The organism is Streptomyces sp. NPDC014801, from assembly GCF_043082085.1.
Lineage (GTDB): Bacteria > Actinomycetota > Actinomycetes > Streptomycetales > Streptomycetaceae > Streptomyces.
In genome coordinates this window covers 491,065-509,269 of the sequence record NZ_JBIBXG010000005.1, presented here as the reverse complement: position 1 = coordinate 509,269, position 18,205 = coordinate 491,065, and the positions used below count along the sequence as shown (strand labels likewise).

Annotated in this window: 18 protein-coding genes and 1 riboswitch; of the genes, 6 read left to right on the top strand and 12 right to left on the bottom strand. The window is 70.7% G+C overall.

The window, feature by feature from the left end; all coding sequences use genetic code 11:
* Positions 1 to 67: 67 nt before the first annotated feature.
* Positions 68 to 331: a helix-turn-helix transcriptional regulator gene (locus ACF1AL_RS14595; protein ID WP_391826024.1), complete on the bottom strand. Its 264-nt coding sequence runs from the start codon at positions 329 to 331 to the stop codon at positions 68 to 70.
* Positions 332 to 370: 39 nt separating this feature from the next.
* Positions 371 to 607, bottom strand: coding sequence for a helix-turn-helix domain-containing protein (locus tag ACF1AL_RS14590; protein ID WP_391826023.1), 237 nt, complete (start codon positions 605 to 607; stop codon positions 371 to 373).
* A 249-nt stretch (positions 608 to 856) separates the two neighbouring features.
* Here ACF1AL_RS14590 and ACF1AL_RS14585 point away from each other — a divergent pair, with 249 nt between their 5' ends.
* From ACF1AL_RS14585 to ACF1AL_RS14575, 3 genes are all read left to right on the top strand, one after another.
* Positions 857 to 1,288: a hypothetical protein gene (locus ACF1AL_RS14585; RefSeq protein ID WP_391826022.1), complete on the top strand. Its 432-nt coding sequence runs from the start codon at positions 857 to 859 to the stop codon at positions 1,286 to 1,288.
* 157 nt (positions 1,289 to 1,445) lie between these two features.
* A complete protein-coding gene (locus ACF1AL_RS14580) occupies positions 1,446 to 1,889 on the top strand; it encodes a hypothetical protein (RefSeq protein WP_391826021.1) in 444 nt (147 codons plus the stop codon).
* Between the two features lie 15 nt (positions 1,890 to 1,904).
* Positions 1,905 to 3,194, top strand: coding sequence for a tyrosine-type recombinase/integrase (locus ACF1AL_RS14575; RefSeq protein ID WP_391826020.1), 1,290 nt, complete (start codon positions 1,905 to 1,907; stop codon positions 3,192 to 3,194).
* A gap of 83 nt (positions 3,195 to 3,277) precedes the next feature.
* Here ACF1AL_RS14575 and ACF1AL_RS14570 read toward each other — a convergent pair whose 3' ends face one another.
* The gene (locus tag ACF1AL_RS14570; protein WP_391826019.1) at positions 3,278 to 4,636 is read right to left on the bottom strand and encodes a peptidase C39 family protein; all 1,359 of its coding nucleotides are present in this window, start codon (positions 4,634 to 4,636) and stop codon (positions 3,278 to 3,280) included.
* 224 nt (positions 4,637 to 4,860) lie between these two features.
* On the opposite strand from ACF1AL_RS14570, the gene ACF1AL_RS14565 reads away from it, so the two are divergent.
* Both ACF1AL_RS14565 and ACF1AL_RS14560 read left to right on the top strand, forming a co-directional pair.
* Complete coding sequence (locus ACF1AL_RS14565; RefSeq protein ID WP_391705149.1) at positions 4,861 to 5,490, top strand: uridine kinase; 630 nt, start codon at positions 4,861 to 4,863, stop codon at positions 5,488 to 5,490.
* A gap of 405 nt (positions 5,491 to 5,895) precedes the next feature.
* Entirely contained in the window at positions 5,896 to 7,761 is a 1,866-nt protein-coding gene (locus ACF1AL_RS14560) for an AAA family ATPase (protein ID WP_391780272.1), read from the top strand.
* 169 nt (positions 7,762 to 7,930) lie between these two features.
* On the opposite strand, the gene ACF1AL_RS14555 is transcribed toward ACF1AL_RS14560, so the two are convergent.
* The 9 genes from ACF1AL_RS14555 to ACF1AL_RS14515 form a co-directional block, all read right to left on the bottom strand.
* Positions 7,931 to 8,989 carry a hemolysin family protein gene (locus ACF1AL_RS14555; RefSeq protein WP_386585126.1) on the bottom strand — a complete coding sequence of 353 codons (1,059 nt, stop codon included), beginning with the start codon at positions 8,987 to 8,989 and terminating at the stop codon, positions 7,931 to 7,933.
* Positions 8,986 to 10,320 carry a hemolysin family protein gene (locus tag ACF1AL_RS14550; protein WP_366838262.1) on the bottom strand — a complete coding sequence of 445 codons (1,335 nt, stop codon included), beginning with the start codon at positions 10,318 to 10,320 and terminating at the stop codon, positions 8,986 to 8,988. The genes ACF1AL_RS14555 and ACF1AL_RS14550 overlap by 4 nt, the downstream gene beginning before the upstream one ends.
* 233 nt (positions 10,321 to 10,553) lie before the next feature.
* Positions 10,554 to 11,042: a PH domain-containing protein gene (locus ACF1AL_RS14545; protein WP_386419193.1), complete on the bottom strand. Its 489-nt coding sequence runs from the start codon at positions 11,040 to 11,042 to the stop codon at positions 10,554 to 10,556.
* 39 nt (positions 11,043 to 11,081) lie between these two features.
* On the bottom strand, positions 11,082 to 11,930 hold the full coding sequence (gene hisG, locus ACF1AL_RS14540; protein ID WP_384213221.1) for an ATP phosphoribosyltransferase: 849 nt from the start codon (positions 11,928 to 11,930) through the stop codon (positions 11,082 to 11,084).
* Between the two features lie 55 nt (positions 11,931 to 11,985).
* Positions 11,986 to 12,258, bottom strand: coding sequence for a phosphoribosyl-ATP diphosphatase (locus tag ACF1AL_RS14535; protein ID WP_007491392.1), 273 nt, complete (start codon positions 12,256 to 12,258; stop codon positions 11,986 to 11,988).
* Positions 12,259 to 12,292: 34 nt separating this feature from the next.
* Entirely contained in the window at positions 12,293 to 12,778 is a 486-nt protein-coding gene (gene ribH / locus ACF1AL_RS14530) for a 6,7-dimethyl-8-ribityllumazine synthase (RefSeq protein WP_386419194.1), read from the bottom strand.
* Between the two features lie 21 nt (positions 12,779 to 12,799).
* Positions 12,800 to 14,095, bottom strand: a complete 1,296-nt coding sequence (locus ACF1AL_RS14525) for a bifunctional 3,4-dihydroxy-2-butanone-4-phosphate synthase/GTP cyclohydrolase II (protein ID WP_366838266.1) — start codon at positions 14,093 to 14,095, stop codon at positions 12,800 to 12,802.
* Positions 14,092 to 14,733: a nicotinamide riboside transporter PnuC gene (locus tag ACF1AL_RS14520; protein ID WP_384213217.1), complete on the bottom strand. Its 642-nt coding sequence runs from the start codon at positions 14,731 to 14,733 to the stop codon at positions 14,092 to 14,094. The genes ACF1AL_RS14525 and ACF1AL_RS14520 overlap by 4 nt, the downstream gene beginning before the upstream one ends.
* The gene (locus ACF1AL_RS14515) at positions 14,730 to 15,338 is read right to left on the bottom strand and encodes a riboflavin synthase (RefSeq protein ID WP_384213215.1); all 609 of its coding nucleotides are present in this window, start codon (positions 15,336 to 15,338) and stop codon (positions 14,730 to 14,732) included. The genes ACF1AL_RS14520 and ACF1AL_RS14515 overlap by 4 nt, the downstream gene beginning before the upstream one ends.
* 148 nt (positions 15,339 to 15,486) lie before the next feature.
* A riboswitch (FMN riboswitch) is annotated at positions 15,487 to 15,617 on the bottom strand.
* 184 nt (positions 15,618 to 15,801) lie between these two features.
* Here ACF1AL_RS14515 and ACF1AL_RS14510 point away from each other — a divergent pair.
* The gene (locus ACF1AL_RS14510; protein ID WP_391780197.1) at positions 15,802 to 18,159 is read left to right on the top strand and encodes a chitinase C-terminal domain-containing protein; all 2,358 of its coding nucleotides are present in this window, start codon (positions 15,802 to 15,804) and stop codon (positions 18,157 to 18,159) included.
* The last annotated feature ends 46 nt before the right edge of the window (positions 18,160 to 18,205 follow it).

Here is an 18,205-nt window from a genome sequence, read left to right as displayed (position 1 = left end):
CCAGTTCGTCGGGGGTGGATCGTTGAGGTCGTCCCGGGCCAACGGGGCGGCCTCTTTGCGTGCCGCGTCAGGCGGCGAGTCGCGGCTCGGGCGGGCGGGAGTCGGCGAGGGCCTCGGGGTCGGCGGCCGGGTTGAGCAGGTCCCGCATGAAGGCGTCGAGGCCGGCGATGGAGTAGGCGAGCTTGCGGCCGATGGGGACGCACTCGGGTCCCTTGCCGAGGTAGCGGTAGTTGTAGAGCGTGTTCTTGCTCAGACCGGTTCGGCGGACGGCTTCCTCGATCCAGACGTAGCCGGGCGGCGGGGGCGTGGGGATCTTGGCGGGCCTGGGCACTTCGTCTCCTTCCTGTGCGGGGATGATGTCGATGCGTCCCTATTTCGGGGACGCGGGGGGCATGAAGAGCACCAGCACGGCGACGCCGAGGGCCTCCGAGATGGCGTGAGCGTCGACGACGTCGAGGCTGTTGAGCTCGCTGGTGAGCAGGCGCCCTATCTGGGAGCGGGAGACCCCGCTCGCTTCCGCAAGATCGCGGACGGTATACGGGACTCCGCGACCCGGGGCTTCCATGATCTTCTTGAAGGTCCCCAGGTCTCTCAGGGTGTAGCGCACGCTCAATGGATCTCCCCGATGTCGAGGTGCCTTTCAGTGCCCTTGAGTTAACTCTCTTCGGGACAGCCTGTCAACAGAATCGGGACACAGGGCGCTGAGTATCGGCAAAGTTCGTGGCCGGATAGCATGGATCTATGGACGGACTGTCCCGGATCCGGAAAGGTTGTAGCGACTGACCTGGTAGTTTCCCCGCGCTAGCCGATACCTCTAGAGACAGCCGGTGTGACAGTGACGCGAGAGGAAGACGACATGACGGCAGCGGCCACAGCCCCTGACCAAGGCAAGGCCGAGCCCACCCCTGCAGGCGCCCTCTCCCGGCTTATCCAGGAAGTCAACGACTCCGGGGTGAGCTACCAGGAGATGGCCGACCGGGGCGTCGACCCGGACGGCAACAAGCTGCCCAAGCAGTGGTACCAGAAGCTCGTCAAGACACCGCCAGTGAACCCTCCGTCCGTCGCGCAGATGCACGCCATCGCGGCTGCCACCGGCCGATCGTTCCGCCGGGTCCAGGAGGCCACCGCCAAACAGTGGCTGCTGTACGAAGCGACCGAGCTGGCCGGCTACGACGAGGAGGTCCGCATCATCGTCGGCCACCTCGCCGGCAAGACCAAGGCGGAACTCCTCCAGTGGCGCATGATGATCGAGGCGGCCGAGCGGGCACGCCGCGAAGCAGGCGAGTAGCGGCAGACAGGATCGTTCCGTCAACCGACCGCGAATGTCCCTAAGTAGACATTTCAGCAACAGGTTGTTGACGACTCCCCGTAGACGTACTCTTCACCAACCGTGCACTTTCGGCCGTCTTGGCCAGAGTGCACCGTTGGCATCACGGGGAGGACTCTTGCTGCACGTCACCTACGAAGCCGCTGAAGACCTTGAGCCGGGACGCCTCGCACGGATAGAAGAGGACCGCGGCCGGCTCTGCGTCAAGCTCGACAAGTTCGCGCCGCTCGCCGCCGTCCTCGACCAGCTGAACGTTGAGATGGCTCACTTCCTGGAGCGGGCCGACTGGTACCAGCTGTGGGGCTCGGAGATAGCCAGCCGCCACAACCCCAAGGCTCCCATCCGGCTGGAATTCATCCCCCTGCCTGGCGCCCCGAACGGGGCTGCCATCTTCGAGGAACTCGGCACCGTCCACATCTACGTCGAACCGACGCTGAACGTCGAGCAGTTCGTCGCCGCCCTCAACCCCGCCGTGAAGGACTTCCTCGCCAGCGGCTGCTGGTTCCAGCTGTACGCCGGTGAGATCATCGACCACAACCCTGAGTCGATGAGCCAGGTCTGACCGACGGGAGCAGCGGTGGCTGGATACATTGAGGACCGCTGGTACAAGAAGGGCCCGGACGGCAAGCGCACCATCCCGACCGCGATGCACGGGCAGGGCAAGCGCTACAAAGTCACCGGGATCCCGGGCGTGCGATCCCGGTGCTTCCCCGACAAGCAGAAGAAGGCCGCGGAAGCCTGGCTGGCCAAGGCTCAGGCGGACACCGCCAAGGGCGAGTTCTACGATCCCCGCGACGGCCGACTCCCCTTGACGGATTACGTGGAACAGCACTGGTGGCCGGCCCGCACCGGTGACCCGGCGACACTCCGGACGGTCAAAGGCAGAGTCTGGAACCACATCCTGCCCCACCTTGGGACGCTCCCCCTCAACGGGATCAAGACCGCACAGCTGCGCCTCTGGCTCAAGACGCTCGATCAGTCGATCGGGCCGAGCACGATCGGGGAAGTCTGGGGTGAGCTCTCCTCGATCCTCCAGGCCGCCGTCGACGACGAACGCATCGCCAAGAACTACTGCCGCTCTCAGCGCAGCGTGCGGCCGCCAGCCGTGCCGCCGCGTAAGGCCCGCGCCTGGCCCAAGGACCGCGTCTTCGCCGTCCGCCAGGCCCTCCCTGACCGGTACAAGCTGATGGTGGATCTCGGCGTGGGTGCCGGCTTGCGTCAGGGCGAAGTGTTCGGCCTTGCGGTAGAAGACGTCGATGAGGTCGAACAGGTCATCCATGTCCGCCGCCAGGTGAAGAAGATCGGGGCCAAGCTCGTCTTCGCTCTACCCAAGGGGCAGAAGACCCGCACCGTTCCCGTACCTCCTCACCTGCTCGCGAGGCTCCGTGAGCACCTCGAGGCCTTCCCGGCGCGCAAGGTGACGCTGCCCTGGGGCGACCCGGACGCACCGGCCACGGAGCGGGAAGCGAAGGAACGGGCCCCGCAGACCTTCGAGCTGATCATTACTTCACCGAGGGGGATGGCCGTCCGCCGGGACTCCTGGGACAGCCGCGTCTGGAAGCCCGCTCTCTCCGAAGTCGGCCTGATCCCCTCTCCGGAGGAGTGCAAGCAGCCGATCAAGGCGCGGCCGGGTGTGTCGCGGACCGTGCTGAAGTACGCCGAGGCGAGGGAGCACGGGTTCCACGCCCTACGGCACACCTTCGCCAGTGTGCAGCTCGACGCGAGGGAGCCGATCGTTTCTGTGTCACGGTGGCTGGGGCACGCGGATCCGTCGATCACGCTGAGGATCTACGCGCACATGATGCCTGAGGCGGACGGGCGCGGGCGCACTGCGATGCAGGGATGGTTCACGACTCCTGATTCTTAATCCTCCCTGGATCCTCCCTGAGGGGTGAAAACCGCGAAAAGAGAGGGGCCGCCTCCTGGTGGAGGCGGCCCCTCTTCGTGTGCTCAGCGAACCCCGACGCTGGCGAGCGCAAGCCTCTGACCAGGAGAAATGCGGGCCGGGAAGTACAGGTAGCAGACGCCGCCGGTGCCGGAGACGACCTTGCCGGAGGCGTTGTACCGCTTGGTGCGCAGCCAGATGTTCTCGAACTCGCGCCGCAGGTAGACCCGTCGTACCGCCGCGTCGCTCGGGGAGGCCGGATCGTTGGCGATCACATCGCCGTCGGCGGTGAAGCCGATCACGGTCATCAGGTGCCCGGAGGTGCCGTAACCGGCCCCGGTCAGCTCGGTCTTGAGGAAGGACTGGGACGTTATGGCCGGGATCCCGGCCGCGATCAGCGTCTCCAGTTCGGTGAGCGAGGCGAGCCGGGTGACCACGCCCTGGAGGTGGGGGAAGGTGGCCGCGTAGGCCGCGTTGAACGGCCAGTTGCCGCAGCCGCCGTACTGGTGGTCGTAGGTGTACCGGGCCGCGTGGCACACCTGCGGGTCGGCGTAGGACGGATCGACCCAGGCCAGTTGCTCGGGGGTGAGCCGGCCGCCCCAGTACTCGATGATCATCTGCGAGGAGGTGGGGCTGCACCAGGCCTCGCCGCCGTTGTCGTACTCCGGGTACTGGCCCTTGTGGATCTCCTGCGAGTAGCGCGGTACGGCCAGTTCGCGGGTGACGCCCGGGGTCGAGGCGGGCACGGTGAAGCGGTCCGGGACGTCGGAGCCCATGGCGCCGATCCGCCACACCGTCGGCGTGGCCGTCAGGCCGGGGCGGCGGTAGAGGGTCAGCCGCAGCCGGTAGGAGGCCAGACGCAGGCCCGAGGCGGCGTCGTCGATGGCGAAGGTGTCGGTCCAGATGCTGCTTCTGCCGTCGCTCTGGCCGTCGACGGAGGTGCGCTTGATGTCCTGGTCGCCGGCCGCCCAGCGGCCCATCACGTACCAGGGCGTGGCGGTGCCGTCGGTGTAGGTGCCCTGCAGCTCGGTCTGGAGCCAGGTGCCGGCGGGGGTGCGGGCGTTCCAGGAGGCGATGACCTCCGTGGCGGGCACGGACAGCCGGTGGACCGGCGAGGTCCAGGTCGCGTACTCCCAGCGGGCCGTGGTGCCGGTGTGCGGGTCGGTGTAGTCGGTGGTGCCGGCCGCCTCGGCGATGACCAGACCGGGGCGGACGCCCGCGACGGCCCGGGTGCCCCGGGCCTCGCCGGCGCGCCAGTCGGTGAACGTGGTCCAGGACCGGTGGTCGATGGGGCGGGCGGGACCGCCGCGGCCGACGGCGACCGCGCCGCCGGCGCCGAGGACGGGGCCGGCGCCCGCGGCCACGGCGGCGGTGACCGCGGCGGCCAGGAGGGTTCTGCGGGACGGCTGTTCGGCTGCGCTCATGGGCAGGAATCCCCCAGGGATGCGAGTCGGGGCGGACAGGGCCGTGCGACAGTGGGCCCACTATGACCGCAGCGGGCGGCAGTGGCCAGCACCCTGCGGGCATGCCGCGCCACCAATATTGGTCCACACCCCTGGCATGACCTGGGCGGCAGCGGCCGTACACTCTCCCCGCCAGCCGCGAGGGGCCGACGACGCCCCCGCCTCGACACCACCCCACCGGACGCATGCACACCCTGCACCAGCTCGCCGCCCATCTGCGCCGGCTCCCCCCGTCCTGCGGCCCGGTCCGCCTGGTCGGCGTCGACGGACACGCCGGCTCGGGCAAGTCGACGTTCGCCGGCCGGCTGGCGCGGGAACTGGGCGACGCTCCGGTCCTGCACCTCGACGACATCGCGAGCCACGCCGAACTCTTCGCCTGGACCGACCGGCTGCGCACCCAGGTGATCACGCCGCTCGGCCGGGGCGAGACGGCGCACTACCGGCCGTACGACTGGCGGGCCCGCCGTTTCGGCGCGCCGCGCCCGCTGCCCGCGGCGCCGGTCGTCCTGGTGGAGGGGGTCGGCGCGGGCCGCAGCGCGCTGCGCCCGCACCTCGCCCGGCTGCTGTGGATGGACCTGCCCCGGGAGGAGGCGTGGGCCCGGGGCCGGGAGCGGGACGGAGCGGAGCAGGAGGAGTTCTGGTCGGGGTGGACCCGGGCGGAGCGCCGGCACTTCGCCGAGGACCCCTCACGGCCGTACGCGCATCTCCTGGTACGGCAGTCGTCGAAGGGGTACGAGGTGCTGCCGGGGCCTGGGATGACGGCCGCCGGAGACCACGACATCACCCACAGTGACGGACCATCTTCGATGTGGTGAACCTGTGAAGACCCTTGCGCCGGAACTTGCCCGAGTGCCTCAACTCCGCTTGACCCGGGGCCCGTACAGGACTTACGTTCTCAATGTGCGGCAATCGAAGCCGCCCCTTCGACGCGAAGCCCCCGGTTGTTCCCCCGTGACCGGGGGCTTCGTTCTGCCCGCGCCGCCCCGCGCGACCGCCGAGCGGCGCGATCCGCTCACGCTCGGTCACCGCGCCGTATGCGCCCCGTCTGCTCCCACCTCGGCGAACGGCTGGTGACACACCCTTCGGCCGACCACCGACCCACGGGTACGATGCCCTCGGTGCGAGCCACGAAAGGCTGCTTCGCGCACCTGCAACTCCGGTCCGCGGCACAGCGGTTCGATCCAAGGCATCCGGCGGGGGCACGGTTCGTGGGGGACGTGATGGACTTCGGCACGCGGGGCCCCGAGGCCCCGGCCGACCTCGCCTGGCTGCGGGGCGTCGACGCCTACACCATGGGCGCCTACCCGCAGGCGGAGGAGGAGTTCCGCACCGCGGTGCGGATCGATCCCGGCATGGCCGACGGCTGGCTCGGCCTGCACGCGCTGCGCGTGGACACCACCACCGCCCTGCTGCGCATGTACCGCCACCGCGACCGCTTCGGCGAGCAGCGCGCCCGGCACCGCCGCACCCTGAACTCCTGGTACTGGCTGGGCTGGTGGGTACAGCCGGTGCTGGAGAGCCCCCGCGACCTGCTCCTCGCCCACGCCTCGCACTGGCTGGACGGCCGGCACGTCCCCGAACTCGACCGGGCCCTGGCCGGGCTGCCGCCCGTCGACACCGACCCGCAGGTCCGCTTCCTGCACGCCTGCCGCGCCTACCTCGTCAAGGACTGGGAACAGCTGGTGCGCCACACCGACCCGCTGCTGGACGACCCCCTCCTCGGCATCGAGGCGGGCCTGTTCGGCGGCATGGCCAGGGTCCGGCTGGAGATGTACGGCCAGGCCGAACCGCTGCTGTCGACCGCCCTGATGCGCTGCCGCAGCGAGCAGCCGCAGCGCAAGGAACTGCGCTACTGGCTCGCCCGCGCCCACGAGGGCACCGGCCGCTCCGCCGCCGCGCTCCCCCTCTACCGCGCGGTGCACCGCGTCGACCCGGCGTTCATGGACACCTCGGCCCGGCTCGCGGCGATCGCCGAGGGCGACGGCTACGACGTCACCACCGACCCGGCCGACCTGGCGGCGGTCACCCTGACCGGCACCGGACAGGACGGCGCGGACGGCCCCGACGGCCTGGACCCGCTGTTCGGCACCGAGGGCCGCGATCTGAAACTGACCGACCCGGACCTGCCGCCCGTGCCGTCGGTGGTGACGCCGGTGGTGCGGGAGAAACCGGGGGTCCCCACCTCCCAGCTGCCCGCCGGCCCGACCGATCCGGCGTTACTCGAGGAGGCGCTGGCCGAGCTGGAGCGCATGGTGGGGCTGGAGCCCGTCAAGCGCCAAGTGAAGGCCCTCTCCGCGCAGTTGAACATGGCCCGGTTGCGCGCCGGGCAAGGCCTTCCCGTCCAGCCGCCCAAACGGCACTTCGTCTTCTCCGGGCCCTCGGGCACCGGCAAGACCACCGTCGCCCGCATCCTCGGCCGGGTCTTCTACGCCCTCGGCCTGCTCGGCGGGGACCATCTGGTCGAGGCCCAGCGGGCCGACCTCGTCGGCGAATACCTGGGCCAGACCGCCGTCAAGGCCAACGAACTGATCGACTCCGCGCTCGGCGGCGTCCTCTTCGTCGACGAGGCCTACTCGCTGTCCAACTCGGGCTACGGCAAGGGGGACGCGTACGGCGACGAGGCGCTGCAGGTCCTGCTGAAGCGGGCCGAGGACAACCGGGACCACCTCGTCGTCATCCTCGCGGGCTACCCGGAGGGCATGGACCGCCTCCTCGCCGCGAACCCGGGCCTGTCCTCCCGCTTCACGACCCGCGTCGACTTCCCCTCCTACCGGCCCCCGGAACTCACCGAGATCGGCAAGGTCCTCGCGGCGGAGAACGGTGACCTCTGGGACGAGGAGGCGCTGGACGAGCTGCGCTCGATCGCGGGACACGTGGTGGACCAGGGGTGGATCGACGAGCTGGGCAACGGGCGCTTTCTGCGCACGCTGTACGAGAAGAGCTGCGCGTACCGGGATCTGCGGCTGTCGACGTATGCCGGTCCGCTGTCCCGGGACGACCTGGCGACGCTGCGGTTGCCGGACCTGATGCAGGCCTACGGCGAGGTCCTCTCGGGCCGAGGCCCCCAGGACCCTTCGACCGCGTAGCCCCTGCGGTGGGGCGCGCAGCCCGGCGATGCGGGTGCCCGCAGCTACGCGGGGAAGGGGGGCGACTGCAACCCCTTAGGGGCGCGGGGAACTGCGCGATCAGCCCCCGCGCGCCCGCACCCGGCAACGCACCGCACCCACCCGCACAGGCGCCGCAGGCCGCCGCAGGTCAGGACGCCAGCACCTGTTCCTGATAGCCCGCGGCAGCGCGATGCGCTGGATCGCGCACCTCCCCCACCAGCAGCTCCAGCACATCCTCCAGCGCGACCAGCCCGAGCACCTTCCCCGACCCGTCCGCCACCTGCGCCAGGTGCGTGGCCGCCCGCCGCATCACGGTCAGGGCGTCGTCCAGCGGCAGCTCCGCCCGCAGGGTGGTCATGGGACGCCACACCTGCTGCGGCACCGCACGCTCGGAGTCCTCCAGGTCGAGGACGTCCTTGACGTGCACGTACCCCATGAAGGCCGACCCCCGCTCGGCGGCGACCGGGAACCGCGAGTAGCCCGTCCGGGCCGTCAGCTCGACGATCTGCCCCGGTGTCACCGACGGCGGCACCGTCACCAGCGACTCCCGCTTCAGCAGCACGTCCGTCACCGGACGGGACCCCAGCTCCAGCGCGTCCTCCAGCCGCTCCTGCTCCTCCGGGTCGAGGAGCCCGGCCTGGCCGGAGTCCTCGACCAACCGGTTGAGCTGCTCGCTGGTGAAGACGGCCTCCACCTCGTCCTTGGGCTCGACCCGGAACAACCGCAGGATGCCCTTCGCGCAGGCCCCCAGCGCCACCGTGATCGGCTTGCACAGCCGGGCGAAGGCGACCAGCCCCGGGCTCAGCCACAGCGCGGCCTTCTCCGGCGCCGCCATCGCGAGGTTCTTCGGGACCATCTCGCCGATCACCAGGTGGAAGAAGACCACCGCGGCCAGCGCGATGACGTACCCCAGCGGATGGACCATCCCCTCGGGCAGCCGCAGCCACGCGAACACCGGCTCCAGCAGATGCGCCACCGTCGGCTCGGCCACCGCGCCCAGCGTCAGCGAGCACACCGTGATGCCGAACTGCGCCGCCGCCATCATCTGCGGCAGGTGCTCCAGGCCGTACAGCACCTGGCGGGCCCGCGCGGTCCCGAGCGGTTCGATCTGGCTGCGCCGCACGGAGACGAGGGCGAACTCGGCGCCCACGAAGAACCCGTTGGCCAGCACGAGCAGCGCGGCGAAGAGCAGTTGGAGCACGCTCATCGGGCGGCCTCCATCACGTTCACCGCGGGCGCGGTCCGCACCAGCCGGACCCGCTCGGCCCGGTAGTGCCCCACCTGCCGCACGGACAGCCGCCATCCGGGCAGCTCCGCCCGGTCGCCCGGCGCCGGGATCCGGCCGAGCAGGTCGGCCACCAGACCGGCGACGGTCTCGTACGGCCCCTCGGGCGCGTCGAAGCCCACCCGCTGGAGCACGTCGACCCGGCAGCTGCCGTCGACGTCCCAGGCGGGCCGGCCGTCCTCGGGCGGCGCGGGCGCCAGCTCCGGCAGGTCGTGCCCGTCGTGTTCGTCGCGCACCTCGCCGACGAGTTCCTCGACGATGTCCTCCAGGGTGACCACCCCGGCCGTACCGCCGTACTCGTCGACGACCACCGCGATCGGCTGCTCGCTGCGCAGCCGGGCCAGCAGTGGCTGCACCGGCAGGGTCTCCGGCACCAGCAGCGCGGGCCGCGCGATCCGGCTGACCGGGGTGCGCAGCCGCTCGTGGACGGGCACGGCCAGCGCGTCCTTCAGGTGCGCCATGCCGACGATCTCGTCGATCTTCTCCCGGTAGACGGGGAACCGCGACAGCCCGGTCGCCCGGGTCAGGTTGACGACGTCCTCCGCGGTGGCCGAGGCCTGCAGCGCGCTCACCTTCACCCGCGGGGTCATCACGTGCTGGGCGGTCAGCTCGCCGAGGGACAGCGTGCGGACGAAGAGGTCGGCCGTGTCCTGTTCCAGCGCCCCGGCCTGCGCCGAGTGCCGGGCCAGGGAGACCAGCTCGCCGGGGGTGCGGGCGGAGGCCAGTTCCTCGGCCGGCTCGACGCCGAGCGCCCGGACCAGCCGGTTGGCGACGGCGTTCAGCGCGGCGATCACCGGCCGGAAGAGGCGGGAGAAGACGTGCTGCGGGCCGGCGACGAACCGGGCGACCGCGAGCGGGCGCGAGACGGCCCAGTTCTTCGGCACCAGCTCGCCGATCACCATCTGGACGGCGGAGGCCAGCAGCATGCCCACGACGACGGCGATCCCGGAGACGGCGCCCCGGGGGATGCCGATCGCCGTGAAGGGGCCGCGCAGCAGCTCGGCCAGGGCCGGTTCGGCGAGCATGCCGACGACGAGGGAGGTGATGGTGATGCCGAGCTGGGTGCCGGAGAGCTGGAAGGACAGTTCCTTCAGGGACGCGACGACCGTGTGGGCGCGCTGGTCGCCCTCGGCCGCGGCCTTCTCCGCCTCCGGACGCTCCACGGTGACCAGGCCGAACTCGGCGGCCACGAAGAATCCGTTGGCGAGGATCAGCAGGAACGCGGCTGCCAGGAGCAGCAGGGGGATGGTCATGATGCCGCCGCCTCCGAGTGGCCGCGGCGCGGGGCCGCGGTATGTCGGCAGGGGGCGGCGCAGGTACTACAGGACGATCCGTCCATCGCCGGTGAGGGTCACTCCTCGGGTAGCAGGAGCCCCGGACGCCGGGCGGCGCGCGGGGGCGGGGCGCAGCGAATACGCCTCCGCCCCCAGATTAATCAAGATTCCGGGCGGTACGGCAGGGTGAAGGCCCCCGAACGCCCCCGACTTCAGCCCTGGGATTCCCCGGACTGCCCCGGGGCGCGGCCGGCCGGGCCGTCGGGGTCGGGGATGGCGCGGGCCTCGACCAGCGCCCGCAGGGTGTCGGCGTCGGCGATGGCGCGCTGCTTGTTGATGCCGGGCTGGATGCCCAGCGCGGGCAGGCTGGTGCCGTCGCTGAGGTTGAGGAAGACCCACGGGTCGCCGGTGCGCAGGTTGACCTTGAGGATCTCGGCCCACTCCAGCCGGCGGGTGCTGGCGAAGTTGACCACGGTGACACCGGACTCCTCGGCGACGACCTTGGGCCGCGACAGCCAGGCGAGCACGCCGAAGAGCAGCGCGCCGGTGACGACGAAGCTGAGCTTCTCCCCGGGGCCGAGCTGCTCCAGCAGCAGGGCCACCGTGGAGATCACCACGAAGATCACGACACCGGCGGTGAGCAGGACGACCCGGGTGCGGGCCGGCCGGAAGGTCACGGGAAGCGAAGGCAGATCGGACATCTGAGGAGGTTCTCGTACGAAGGAATCGAACCGGTCGCGTCAGAGCCGGCAGGCGTGGATGGCCGTGGTCAGGATGGCCCGCGCCCCGATGGCGTACAGGTCGTCCATGATCCGCTGCGCCTCCTTGGCGGGGACCATGGCCCGTACGGCGACCCAGCCCTCGTTGTGCAGCGGGGAGACGGTCGGGGACTCCAGGCCGGGGGTGAGGGCGACGGCCTTCTCCAGCTGCTCGACCCGGCAGTCGTAGTCCATCATCACGTAGGTGCGGGCCACCAGGACGCCCTGCAGGCGGCGCAGGAACTGCTGCACCTTGGGCTCGTCCGCGTCGGCGCCGGTACGGCGGATGACGACCGCCTCGGACTTCATGATCGGGTCGCCGAAGACCTCCAGGCCGGCGTTGCGCAGCGAGGTGCCGGTCTCGACGACGTCGGCGATGGCCTCGGCGACACCGAGCTCGATGGCGGTCTCGACGGCGCCGTCGAGGTGCACGACGGCGGCCTCGATGCCCTGCTCGGCCAGGTGCTGGGAGACGATGCCCTCGTAGGAGGTGGCGACCGTCTTGCCCTTGAGGTCCTCGACGCCGCCGACGGTGCCCGGCTTGGCGGCGAAGCGGAACGTGGAGCGGGCGAAGCCCAGCGGCAGGATCTCCTCGGCGTCGGCGCCGGAGTCGATCAGCAGGTCACGGCCGGTGATGCCGATGTCGAGCATGCCGGAGGAGACGTAGATCGCGATGTCGCGGGGCCGGAGGTAGAAGAACTCGACGTCGTTCTCCGGGTCGACGATGCGCAGTTCCTTGGACTCGCGGCGCTGCTGGTAGCCGGCCTCATGCAGCATCTCCGCCGCAGGGCCGGACAGTGAACCCTTGTTGGGGACGGCGATGCGCAGCATGAGGTCGGCTTCCTTTGTGTGAAGGGGGTGGGGTGATGCTCGAACAGCGGGGCTTTTAGAGGTGGGCGTAGACGTCGTCCAGGGAGATCCCGCGGGCGACCATCATCACCTGGACGTGGTACAGCAGCTGCGAGATCTCCTCGGCGGCCGCCTCCTTGCCCTCGTACTCGGCGGCCATCCAGACCTCGGCGGCCTCTTCGACGACCTTCTTGCCGATGGCATGGACACCCTTGCCCACCAGTTCGGCGGTGCGGGAGGTGGCGGGATCGCCGTGGGCGGCCTTGTGCTGGAGCTCGGTGAAGAGCTCCTCGAACGTCTTCTTGGACATGGTGCCGCCCACTCTACGCGGTGTGCCGCACGACCTAGTGCCACGGTTCGGATACTGAACGCAGGGTGGCCGCGGTGGCGACCGCCGCCGTCACCGCCTCGTGCCCCTTGTCCTCGCTGGAGCCGTCGATGCCGGCCCGGTCCAGGGCCTGCTCCTCGGTGTCGCAGGTGAGCACGCCGAAGCCGACGGGGACGCCGGTGTCGACGGAGACCTGGGTCAGGCCCTGGGTGACGCCCTGGCACACGTACTCGAAGTGCGGGGTGCCGCCGCGGATGACGACGCCGAGGGCGACGACCGCGTCGTAGCCGCGCTTGGCCATGGCCATGGCCGCCACGGGCAGCTCCCAGCTGCCGGGGACCCTGAGCAGGGTCGGCTCGTCGATGCCCATCTCGTGCAGGGCGCGCAGGGCGCCGTCCACGAGGCCGTCCATCACCTTCTCGTGCCACTGCGCCGCGATGACGGCGACCCGCAGGTCACCCACATTGCGTACGGACAGCTCCGGTGCGCCCTTGCCGCTCACGTCTCTCCTCAGTGCTGTTTGTTACTGGTTGCCGCAGGTGGTCGCGGACGGGGCCGGGGTGTCCAGCCAGGGCAGGTCGTGCCCCATCCGGTCGCGCTTGGTGCGCAGGTAGCGCAGATTGTGCTCGCCGGCCGTGACGGGCATCGGCACCCGGCCGGTGACCTCGATGCCGTGGCGGCGCAGCGCCTCGGTCTTGTCGGGGTTGTTGGTCATCAGGCGGACGCCGCGCACGCCCAGGTCGGCGAGGATCTGCGCGCCGGCGGCGTAGTCGCGGGCGTCGGCGGGCAGCCCGAGCTCCAGGTTGGCGTCGAGGGTGTCGCGGCCGCGTTCCTGCAGCTCGTAGGCGCGCAGCTTGGACATCAGGCCGATGCCGCGGCCCTCGTGGCCGCGCAGGTAGACGACGACGCCCCGGCCCTCGCTCTGGATGCGCTCCAGGGAGGCGTCGAGCTGGGGGCCGCAGTCGCAGCGCTGGGAGCCGAAGACGTCGCCGGTGAGGCATTCGGAGTGGACGCGGACCAGGACGTCCCGGCCGTCGCCGATCTCGCCGTGGACGAGGGCGACGTGCTCGACGCCGTCGACGGTGGAGCGGTAGCCGTACGCGGTGAAGGTGCCGTGCGCGGTGGGCAGGTGGACCTCGGCCTCGCGGCGGACGGTGGGCTCGCTGCTGCGGCGGTAGGCGATCAGGTCCTCGATGGAGATGATCGTCAGGCCGTGCTTGCGGGCGAAGGGGATCAGCTCGGGCAGCCGCAGCATGCGGCCGTCCTCGCCGGCGATCTCGACGATGGCACCGGCCGGGCGCAGGCCCGCGAGCCGGGCGAGGTCGACGGCGGCCTCGGTGTGGCCGTTGCGCACCAGGACGCCGCCGGGCCGGGCGCGCAGCGGGAAGACGTGGCCGGGGCGGACCAGGTCGGTGGGCTCGGCGGTGCCGCTCGCCAGCAGCTGCAGCGTGGTGGCGCGGTCGGAGGCCGAGATGCCGGTGGTCACGCCGTGCGCGGCGGAGGCGTCGACGGAGACCGTGAAGGCGGTCTTCATGGACTCGGTGTTGTCCTGGACCATCTGCGGCAGGTCGAGCCGGTCCAGTTCGTCGCCCTCCATGGGGGCGCAAATCAGGCCGCGGCACTCGCTCATCATGAAGGCGACGATCTCCTCGGTCGCCTTCTCGGCGGCGATGACGAGGTCGCCCTCGTTCTCGCGGTCCTCGTCGTCGACGACCACGACCGGGCGGCCGGCGGCGATGTCGGCGATGGCCTGCTCGATGGGGTCGAGGGCGAAGTCCTCGATGTTGTCCGTGGAGTACAGGATCGGTGCCGTGCTCATGCCGGCGCTCCTTCCATGGCGGGCTGCGCGGTGCGACGGGAGCGCAGCCACCAGTCGCGCATGCCCCACAGGACGAGCGCGCCGTAGATGACGTAGACGAATCCGGAGAAGGCGTAGCCGTTGGCGAAGTTCAGGGGCACACCGACGAGGTCGACGAGCAGCCAGGCGAACCAGAACTCGACCATGCCCTTCGCCTGGGCGTACATGGCGACGACGGTGCCGACGAAGATGTAGGCGTCGGGCCAGGGGTCCCAGGACAGCGCCGGGTAGGCGGTGAAGAGCAGGGCCACGGCGACGGTGCCGACGGCGGCCGCGGCGAGCATGGCGCCGCGCTCGGTCCAGCTCGCGAACCGTACGGTGATCCGGCCGTCGTCGGCCTTGCCCCGGCCGCGCTGCCACTGCCACCAGCCGTAGAGGGCGACGACCATGACGACGACCTGCTTGCCGGCGCTGCCGGTGAGGTGGCCGTAGAAGGCCCCGAAGAGGACGAGGCCGGACAGGAACTGCACCGGCCAGGTCGCCACGGAGCGCCGCCAGCCGAGGGCGAGGGTGATCAGGCCGAGGATGTTGCCGACCATGTCGGACCAGATGATGTGCTGGCCGAAGAGGGTGAAGGCCTCGGAGTTCATCCAGTTCATCGGGCGGCCCCCGGCAGGCGGTCGCCGAGCATCCGCTCGACGTACTTGGCGACGACGTCGACCTCGAGGTTGACCGGGTCGCCGGGCTGCTTGTGGCCGAGCGTGGTCAGGGCGAGGGTGGTGGGGATGAGGCTGACGGTGAAGAAGTCGGGGCCGGCGTCGACGACGGTGAGGCTGATGCCGTCGACGGTGATGGAGCCCTTCTCCACGACGTAGCGGGAGAGGTCGGCGGGCAGGGAGATCTTCACGATCTCCCAGTGCTCGGACGGCTTGCGCTCGAGGATCTCGCCGGTGCCGTCGACGTGGCCCTGCACGATGTGGCCGCCGAGGCGGTCGCCGACGGCCATGGGGCGTTCGAGGTTGACCCGGGAGCCGACGGTGAGCGCGCCGAGGCTGGAGCGCTTGAGGGTCTCCGCCATGACGTCGGCGGTGAACTCGTCGCCCTCGTGCTCGACGACGGTGAGGCAGACGCCGTTGACGGCGATGGAGTCTCCGTGCTTCGCGCCGTCGGTGACGACGGGGCCGCGCAGCCGGAAGCGACAGGCGTCGTCGAGGGTCTCGACGGCGGTGACCTCGCCCAGCTCTTCGACGATTCCGGTGAACACTTCCCGGGTCCTCCTGCCTCGATGGGGCACGGACTCCGGGGATGCCGACGACGGCAGAGGACCACGGGCGAAAAGCACCGCCGAGCGACGCCGACAGACTCGTCCCGAAGGACGAGCGGATACGGCGGCGCGCATGGATGCCCGCCCGCCGCGCACTGCCTCCCATCCGGACTTTAACCGTCGGTCCAGGAATTTCACCTGGTCAACCGGTCACTGGAGGTGACCGGGTCGCGGACTGTAACCGCCGGTTCGGACTTTCACCGACCCCGGAGTGCGCTGCTACTGGTACAGGGCCAGTGTGCCACGGCCGGTACTCGTCCATGCGGGTGATCGATGTGGAGTGGCTCACAGGGCACCGCTTCCCGGGCCGCCGGAACCCCCCTCCGGAGATTGGTCCATACCTATTGACGCATTGGTCTAGTCCTCCCTAGGGTCTGCCCAACTTCCCTGGAGAGGAGCCGCCTTGCTGTCCTCCGCACGCCACCGGGCGAGACCCGCCCTGCTCGCGGCCGCCACCACCGCGGCGGGTCTGCTGCTGGCCGGCCTGCCCGGCGTCTCGCACGCCGCCGACCAGGAGTCCTGCCGCCCCAACGGCCTCTACCGGACGCCCGGTGTCGACGTCCCCTACTGCTCCGTGTACGACGCCGACGGCCGCGAGAAGATGGGCGCCGACCACCAGCGCCGGGTGATCGGCTACTTCACCGGCTGGCGCACCGGCAAGGACGGCACGCCCGCCTACCTCGCCTCCGACATCCCCTGGGACAAGGTCACCCACGTCAACTACGCGTTCGCGCACATCGACGCCGGCAACAAGATCTCCGTCGGCGCGGACGGCCCGGCCAACCCCGCGACCGGCATGACCTGGCCGGGCGTGCCCGGCGCCGAGATGGACCCGGCCCTGCCCTACAAGGGCCACCTCAACCTGCTGAACAAGTTCAAGAAGCAGCACCCGAACGTCAAGACGCTGATCTCGGTCGGCGGCTGGGCGGAGACCGGCGGCTTCTTCGGCGACGACGGCACGCGCGTGAACTCCGGCGGCTTCTACACGCTGGCCACCAACGCCGACGGCTCGGTCAACCAGGCCGGGATCGACACCTTCGCCCGCTCGGCCGTGGACTTCGTGCGGACGTACGGCTTCAACGGCGTCGACATCGACTACGAGTACCCCACGACCATGAAGGACGCGGGCAACCCACTCGACTGGTCCCTGTCCAACACCCGCCGGGCCGGCCTGGTCAAGGGCTACGCGGCGCTGATGAAGACCCTGCGCGAGCAGCTCGACCGCGCCGGCGCCGCCGACGGCCGGCACTACCTGCTCTCCGTGGCGGCCCCCTCCTCCGGCTATCTGCTGCGCGGCATGGAGACCTTCCAGGTCCAGAAGTACCTGGACTACGTCAACATCATGTCCTACGACCTGCACGGCGCCTGGAACGAGTACGTCGGCCCGAACGCCTCGCTCTTCGACGACGGCAAGGACGCCGAGCTCGCCGCCGCGGGGGTGTACACCACCTCCCAGTACGGCGGCATCGGCTACCTGAACACCGACTGGGCGTACCACTACTTCCGCGGCTCGATGCCGGCCGGGCGGATCAACATCGGTCTGCCGTACTACACACGCGGCTTCAAGAACGTCACCGGCGGCACCGACGGGCTGTGGGGCCGGGCGCCCTCGACGGCCTGCCCGGCCGGGTCGGGGCTGACCAAGTGCGGCGACGGCGCCACCGGGATCGACAACCTCTGGCACGACCTGGACACGAACGGCCAGGAGGCACCCGCCGGTTCGAACCCGATGTGGCACGCCAAGAACCTGGAGAAGGGGATCGTCGGGGACTACGTCACGCGGTACGGCTTCCCGGCCGGCACCCGGCTGACCGGCACCTACGCGCGCAAGTACGACCCCACCCTGGTGGCGCCCTGGCTGTGGAACGCCGAGAAGAAGGTGTTCCTGTCCACCGAGGACGAGCAGTCCGTGAACGCCAAGGCGGACTACGTCGTCGACCACGGCATCGGCGGCACGATGGTCTGGGAGCTGGCCGGCGACTACGGCTGGAACGCGGCCAAGGGGCAGTACGAGCCGGGCTCGACACTGACCTCGGCGATGTACGAGAAGTTCAAGTCGGCCTCGCCGTACGGCGCCCGCCGGTCGGCCGTCGACCTGCCCGCCGAGGCGCTGAAGATCGACGTGGACTTCGGGCAGTTCCCGCTCGGCGACTCCAACTACCCGATCAGCCCCAAGCTGCGGATCACCAACAACACCTCGGTGACCCTGCCGGGTGGCACCGAGTTCCGGTTCGACTACGGCACCTCGGCACCCGGCAACGCCAAGGACCAGTCCGGCTGGGGGACTTCGGTGATCCGCAGCGACCACACCGGCAGCAACGTCGGCGGTCTCAAGGGCGACTACCACCGGGTGTCCCTGAAGCTGCCGGCCTGGCAGACGCTCGCGCCCGGCGCCTCGGCGGAGCTGGACTTCGTGTACTACCTGCCGGTGTCGACGCCGTCCAACTGGACCGTGACGTTCGGCGGGAAGACGTACGCGCTGGCCGGCGACCTGTCCCGGGGGACGCAGGTGGTGGACCCGGGGACGGCGACCCCGACGCCCACGCCGACACCGACCCCCACGCCCACGCCGACTCCGACCCCCACTCCGACGCCCGGCGGCTCGTGCGGCGCGCCCGCCTGGTCGGCGACCGCGGAGTACGGCGGCGGCAGCACGGTCTCCCACAAGGCGCACACCTGGAAGGCCAAGTGGTGGACGAAGGGCGAGGAGCCCGGCACCACCGGTGAATGGGGCGTGTGGCAGGACCTCGGCGCCTGCTGAACCGCCCGCACGACGGGACCCGGCGGCGGTGACGACGGCCCTTGCC

What these genes read in the sequence shown, in the direction of transcription:
- ACF1AL_RS14585 (WP_391826022.1), top strand. Translation starts at nt 857, where the DNA reads ATGACGGCAGCGGCCACAGCCCCTGACCAAGGCAAGGCCGAGCCCACC.
- ACF1AL_RS14570 (WP_391826019.1), bottom strand. Translation starts at nt 4,636, where the DNA reads ATGAGCGCAGCCGAACAGCCGTCCCGCAGAACCCTCCTGGCCGCCGCG.
- ACF1AL_RS14565 (WP_391705149.1), top strand. Translation starts at nt 4,861, where the DNA reads ATGCACACCCTGCACCAGCTCGCCGCCCATCTGCGCCGGCTCCCCCCG.
- ACF1AL_RS14560 (WP_391780272.1), top strand. Translation starts at nt 5,896, where the DNA reads ATGGACTTCGGCACGCGGGGCCCCGAGGCCCCGGCCGACCTCGCCTGG.
- ACF1AL_RS14555 (WP_386585126.1), bottom strand. Translation starts at nt 8,989, where the DNA reads ATGAGCGTGCTCCAACTGCTCTTCGCCGCGCTGCTCGTGCTGGCCAAC.
- ACF1AL_RS14550 (WP_366838262.1), bottom strand. Translation starts at nt 10,320, where the DNA reads ATGACCATCCCCCTGCTGCTCCTGGCAGCCGCGTTCCTGCTGATCCTC.
- ACF1AL_RS14545 (WP_386419193.1), bottom strand. Translation starts at nt 11,042, where the DNA reads ATGTCCGATCTGCCTTCGCTTCCCGTGACCTTCCGGCCGGCCCGCACC.
- hisG (WP_384213221.1), bottom strand. Translation starts at nt 11,930, where the DNA reads ATGCTGCGCATCGCCGTCCCCAACAAGGGTTCACTGTCCGGCCCTGCG.
- ACF1AL_RS14535 (WP_007491392.1), bottom strand. Translation starts at nt 12,258, where the DNA reads ATGTCCAAGAAGACGTTCGAGGAGCTCTTCACCGAGCTCCAGCACAAG.
- ACF1AL_RS14525 (WP_366838266.1), bottom strand. Translation starts at nt 14,095, where the DNA reads ATGAGCACGGCACCGATCCTGTACTCCACGGACAACATCGAGGACTTC.
- ACF1AL_RS14520 (WP_384213217.1), bottom strand. Translation starts at nt 14,733, where the DNA reads ATGAACTGGATGAACTCCGAGGCCTTCACCCTCTTCGGCCAGCACATC.